At 69.6% G+C, this 5,389-nt stretch carries 4 protein-coding genes; all 4 read right to left on the bottom strand.

Annotation, left to right across the window (positions count from 1 at the left end; genetic code table 11):
* Positions 1 to 207 precede the first annotated feature (207 nt).
* The 4 genes from ACFHNC_RS24425 to ACFHNC_RS24440 all read right to left on the bottom strand — a co-directional run bounded on the left by ACFHNC_RS24425 (position 208) and on the right by ACFHNC_RS24440 (position 5,228).
* Positions 208 to 411 (bottom strand): heavy-metal-associated domain-containing protein, encoded by a 204-nt coding sequence (locus ACFHNC_RS24425; protein ID WP_437171840.1) that lies wholly within the window; start codon positions 409 to 411, stop codon positions 208 to 210.
* Between the two features lie 264 nt (positions 412 to 675).
* Positions 676 to 3,852: an efflux RND transporter permease subunit gene (locus ACFHNC_RS24430; RefSeq protein WP_437171841.1), complete on the bottom strand. Its 3,177-nt coding sequence runs from the start codon at positions 3,850 to 3,852 to the stop codon at positions 676 to 678.
* Positions 3,849 to 5,003: an efflux RND transporter periplasmic adaptor subunit gene (locus tag ACFHNC_RS24435; RefSeq protein ID WP_437171842.1), complete on the bottom strand. Its 1,155-nt coding sequence runs from the start codon at positions 5,001 to 5,003 to the stop codon at positions 3,849 to 3,851. Before ACFHNC_RS24435 ends, ACFHNC_RS24430 begins: the two co-directional genes overlap by 4 nt.
* A 57-nt stretch (positions 5,004 to 5,060) precedes the next feature.
* A complete protein-coding gene (locus ACFHNC_RS24440; RefSeq protein ID WP_437171843.1) occupies positions 5,061 to 5,228 on the bottom strand; it encodes a hypothetical protein in 168 nt (55 codons plus the stop codon).
* Between the last annotated feature and the right edge of the window lie 161 nt (positions 5,229 to 5,389).

A 5,389-nucleotide genomic window follows, 5' to 3' on the forward strand; every position in this document is an offset into this window, starting at 1 on the left:
ATCGTGCCGTCCGGCATGCGATGCCCTGGAGAAATGCCTTGCGATACGGCGTAGCCGAGGCCAGCGCCGAGAAACAGGCCGGCAGCGAGAGACAGAATGAGGGATTTGCGAGGCATCAGATGAATTCCTTCCTTTAAACGATTTGCATCATCAAGTCGGTGCATGTCTCCGGCGTCACACCGGCATGACAAACATGGCTGTGCGGGATCAGGCGGCGATGCGCTCGGCCTGCCAGCCCGCATCACGCAGCGCCTGCTCTAGGCGCGCCGTATCCAGGGCCGACGTCACGGCCGCCTCCCGCGTGTCCAGCTTGATGTCGATCTCCGCCAGCGGGTCGGCCTGGCGCAGCAACGCCGTGACGCCCTTGGCGCAGCCGCCGCATTTCATGTTCGCGATTCGAAAGCGATGCATCACGCTGTCCTTCTAAGTTTCGTCTGCCCAATAATGTGGTGATTGCCGCGATGGGAGGGTCAAGGGCCACGCGCGGCTCCGTTCTTCTTCCGGGGGTCGCCTTAAACCAGCGCGGCACCTGACCAAGGTCATCAGCAGCGTCGGCCACGGTGAGGGCGAGATCATGCGTAAGCCTCTCCGTCGCCACGATTGAGTTGCTGCTCCATACGGCGGGTGGGACGGTCGTCAGCAGCAGGCCGATGGAACGCGAGGCGGGCTTCATGGTCAGGCCCTTGCAGCATGGGCAGCGGTAGTGGCATTCGGAGCTGGTGCAGTCGCAGCAGAAGGCGCCGCCGGTCGCCGCTGCGCCACGCGACGCACCAGCAGGTAGAAGACGGGCGTGAACAGCAGGCCAAGCAACGTCACGCCGGCCATGCCGGAGGCGACCGCGATGCCCATGGCCCGCCGCATCTCCGCCCCGGCGCCGGTAGCAAGGGCAAGTGGGATTGCGCCGGCGACGAAGGCGATGGAGGTCATCATGATCGGCCGCAGCCGCAGCCGCGCCGCCTCGATGACCGCAGCCAATGGGTCGGCACCCGCAAGCTCCCGCTCGCGGGCAAATTCCACGAGCAGGATCGCGTTCTTCGCCGCCAGCCCGACCAGCACCAGCCAGGCGATCTGGGTGAAGACGTTGCTGTCGCCCCCGGTCGCGATCACGCCGCCCAGCGCGCTGGCCACCGCGAGCGGCGCGACCGGCAGCACGGCCAGCGGCAGCGACCAGCTGCCGTACTGCGCCGCCAGGATGAGGAACGTGAGCAGCACAGCGACGGGAAAGACATAGGCCGTCGCATTGCCGGCTAGACGTTCCTGCAACGCCAATTCGGTCCATTCGATCGCCATGCCCGGCGGCAGCACCTCGCGCGCCAGTGCCTCCATCACCGCTTGGGCCTGGCCGGAGCCGAAGCCGGGTGCCGGCGCACCGCCGACCTCGGCCGAGGGATAGCCGTTGTGGCGCACCACCCGGTCCGGTCCTGTTGAGGCCTGAACGCGCACCAGCGAAGCAAGCGGCACCATCGCGCCCGCGGCGCTGCGCACGCGCAGCCGCGCCAGATCCTCCTCGCGCAGGCGAAAGCCAGCGTCGGCCTGGGCGATCACGCGGTAGGTCCGCCCGTGTTGCTGGAAGTCGTTCACATAGAGCGAGCCGAGCGCGAGTTGCAGCGCCTGCGCCACATCGGTCGGCGCGACGCCCATCGCCAGGGCGCGGTCGCGGTCCAGCTCCACCCTCAGCTGTGGCGCCGATACATGGAAGCTCGCCATCACGCCGGAGAGTTCCGGTCGCTGCGCGGCCGCGGCGACGAGCCGCTGTGTCGCCTCGGCCAACGCCTCGAGCCCCAGTCCCGCACGGTCCTGCACCTGGAGCTTGAAGCCGCCGACCGCGCCCAGCCCGGGCACCGGCGGCGGCGGGAATACCAGGGCAAGCCCGTCCTGGATCCCGGACAGCCTGGCCTGCAGCCGCTGCGCGATGGCGTTGGCAGCAAGGTCGGGTGTCCGCCGCTGCTCGAAGGGTTCGAGCATGGTAAAGACGACGGCAGCGTTGGGCAGCGTGACGAAGCCGTCGATTGAGAGACCCGGGAAGGCCACTACGCTCTCCACGCCGGGCTCGTCCAGCATGATCCGCGACATCTGCCGCGCTACAGCCTCCGACCGCTCGATCGAGGTGCCGGCGGGCAGCATGGCGATACCGACGAGGTAGTATTTGTCCTGCTGCGGCACGAAGCCGGTCGGCACCTGCTGGAAGCCCTGCCAGCCCAGGCCGAGCAGCCCGGCATAGACAAGCAGCGCCAGGCCGGTTGCGCGTGCGGCGCGCTGCACGAAGGCGCCATACCCCCTCGCCGTCGCGTCGAAACCGCGGTTGAAGCGTGCGAAGAACCAACCGAGCGGCCCCCGCCTTGGCATACCATGAGGCTTCAGCAGCACGCCTGCGAGCGCCGGGCTCAGCGTCAGCGAGTTTACCGCCGAGAGCACGGTGGAGACCGCGATTGTCACCGCGAATTGCCGGTAGAACTCGCCCTGAAGGCCGGAGAGGAAAGCGGCCGGCAAGAAAACTGCGGCCAGCACCGAAGTGATTGCAACGATCGGCCCAGTTACCTCGTCCATGGCCTTGCGCGCGGCGTCCTTCGGCGCGAGGCCCGCGGCCATGTGCCGCTCTACGTTCTCCACAACCACGATCGCGTCGTCCACAACGATGCCGATCGCCAGCACCAGGCCGAACAGCGAAAGCGTGTTGAGCGAGTAGCCGAGCGCCAGCATCACGGCGAGCGTGCCGACCAGCGAGACAGGCACGGCGACCAGTGGTATCAAGGAGGTGCGCCAGTCCTGCAGAAACAACACCACCACCAGCACGACGAGCGCCACCGCCTCCAGCAGCGTGACGAGTACTGCGGAGATAGATGCGCGGACGAACACCGTTGGATCGTAGGCGATGCGATGCTCGATGCCCTGCGGGAACTCCACACCCATCTCCGCCATGGCGCGGCGCACCGCGGCGGTGACGTCCAGCGCGTTTGCGTCCGGTGCCTGGATGATCTGCAGCGCCGCGGCCGGCTCGCCGTCCAGCAGCGAGCGCAGCGCATATCCTTCCGCGCCGAGTTCCACGCGGGCGACGTCCCCGAGCCGCACGAGGCGCCCCTCCACGCCGGTCTTTAGTACGATCGCGGCGAATTCCTCTGGCTCCGAAAGGCGGCCGCGAAAGTCAATGGTGAGTTGCGGCGCCAGCCCGGCGCCCGGCTGCCGGCCGACGGCGCCGGCGGCGACTTGCAGGTTCTGCGCTCGCACCGCGCGCACCACCTCGGCCGCGGTCAGACCGCGGGCGGCCATGCGATCGGGATCGAGCCAGATCCGCATGGCGTAGTCCCCGGCACCCCAGACATTCACCTCGCCCACGCCAGGGATGCGCTGCAGCCGGTCGCGCACCTGCAGAGTGGCGAAGTTCGCCAGGTGCAGTGCATCGAAACGCCCATCTGGCGAGACCAGATGCACCACCATCAGCATGTCGGGCGACACCTTGCGCGCGACGACGCCCTGCCGCTGCACCTCCTCCGGCAAGCGCGGCAGCGCGCGCTGGATGCGGTTCTGCACGCGGATCTGCGCGAGGTCGGGGTCCGTGCCATGCGCGAAGGTGACGGCGAGTGTGACCTGCCCGTCCACCGACTGCGAGGTCATGTAGAGCATGCCCTCTACGCCGTTTACCTCCTGCTCGATAGGCGCTGCGACAGTCTCGGCGAGCTCGCGCGGCGAGGCGCCGGGGAACTGAGCCACGACCTGCACCGTGGGCGGCGTGACGGCGGGGTATTCCGACAGCGGCAGGCGGATCAGGGCGAGGCCGCCGGCGACGAGCATCAGTACGGAGAGCACGACCGCGAAGATCGGCCGCTCCACGAAAAAGCGTGGGATGGCGTTCATGACCGAGGTTCCTGCGCGTGCGAGGCCACGGAAGCGGGCAGCGGCGCGATGCGTGTGCCGGGGCGGATCATGCCGCGTGCGACCACACTCTCACCGGGCGAGAGTCCTTCGCGCACCACGCGCAGGCCCTCTCCCGCCGCAGGTCCAAGGCGGACCGGACGGAAGGCGGCGATGCCGTCCGGCGCGGCGACCAGCACGTAGCGGCCGCCCTGCGCCGCGCCGATCGCGGCCTCCGCCACCAGCACCGTTGGGCGCGGCGCAGAGAGCGGCACCCGCACGCGCGCGAAGAGCCCCGGTGCGAGCCTGCCGTCGGGGTTCGCCAGCACCGCGCGCAGCCGCGCCGTGCCGGTCGCGCGGTCGGCCTGGGTGGCGAGGAAGTCGAGCTGTCCCCGGCTCGGGAAGCCGTCCTCGCCGGTCAGCCCGACCTCGACCTCTACCGGCGTGTCGCCGGTCCCCGCCGCAGCCGCCAGGAGGCGCAGATAGGTCGGCTCGTCCACGTCGAACAGCAGGTGGATCGGGTCCATGGCGACGATGCCGGCCAGGAGCGTCTCGCTGGCGGCCACGAGGTTGCCCTCGGTCACCAGCGCGCGGCCGATCCGGCCGGCAACCGGTGCCGTGATCACGGTGAAGTCGAGATCGAGCCGGACTGTGGCGAGAGCTGCCTCGGCGGCCTGCACCTGCGCGCCCAAGACCGCACGCTCGGCTGCCTGCTGGTCGAGCCGCTCACGCGGAGCATACCCATCGCTCGCCAGGCTTCGCGTCCGCGCATGTTGGCGGCCGGCAAGCGCATGGCGCTCGCGCGCTTCCGCGAGCGCCGCCTCGGCGCGCGCCAGCGCGGCGCGGTAGGGCCGCTGATCCAGGCGGAACAGCACCTGGCCGGGCTGCACAAGGCCGCCTTCCGGCACCTCCACCACCTCGATCATGCCGCCGACGCGCGGGCGCAGCTCCACGCTCCGCGCCGCGTGCAGGAAGCCCGTGAACTCGGCAGTTTCGGCCATCTCGCGGACGAGGACCGGCGCGATGGGCACCGCGATCGCCGGCGTGGCAGCGGTCGGCGTGTCGGCCTGGACGGGGCGGCCGCTGTGGTACCACGCGGCGCCCGCGCCGGCAGCGACCGCAGCGGCGAGCGCAATTGGAAGAAGTCGTGGCATGTCCGTGCTTCCTTGGCTGTGTCGAGCGGGACCTGCAGGTCTCCCAACTTGGGAGGGTCAAGTGCCTTTCTTGAGCTGCTTCACGGTCAGGATCTCGCCCAGCGCTGCTACGGAATGCGCGGCCGGATCGGACCGGACAGAGGGGCCTGCGATGGCGCCGCGATGCTCCGCTTCGCCCTTGTGCTGGATGAGCTTGCGCTGCGCCTGGATCCCCTCGGCGGGCACCAGGATTTCTACGCGGCGACGGCCCGCATCATCGCCTGCGGCACTGCGGATCGACCTATTTCATTCGCTACGGCGCCTTTGGCGCGAGCCCGCCCTCGATGGCAGGCGATAGGCGCTCCAGATGCGCGGGAGAGCCTCGGCCAGCAGCACGCGCGACCGGC

The sequence above is a fragment of the Falsiroseomonas sp. E2-1-a4 genome, assembly GCF_051433165.1.
Classification (GTDB): Bacteria; Pseudomonadota; Alphaproteobacteria; order Acetobacterales; family Acetobacteraceae; genus Falsiroseomonas.

Excerpts from the sequence above, each read along its gene's own strand:
- ACFHNC_RS24435 (WP_437171842.1), bottom strand. The coding sequence starts at position 5,003 with ATGCCACGACTTCTTCCAATTGCGCTCGCCGCTGCGGTCGCTGCCGGC.
- ACFHNC_RS24430 (WP_437171841.1), bottom strand. The coding sequence starts at position 3,852 with ATGAACGCCATCCCACGCTTTTTCGTGGAGCGGCCGATCTTCGCGGTC.
- ACFHNC_RS24425 (WP_437171840.1), bottom strand. The coding sequence starts at position 411 with ATGCATCGCTTTCGAATCGCGAACATGAAATGCGGCGGCTGCGCCAAG.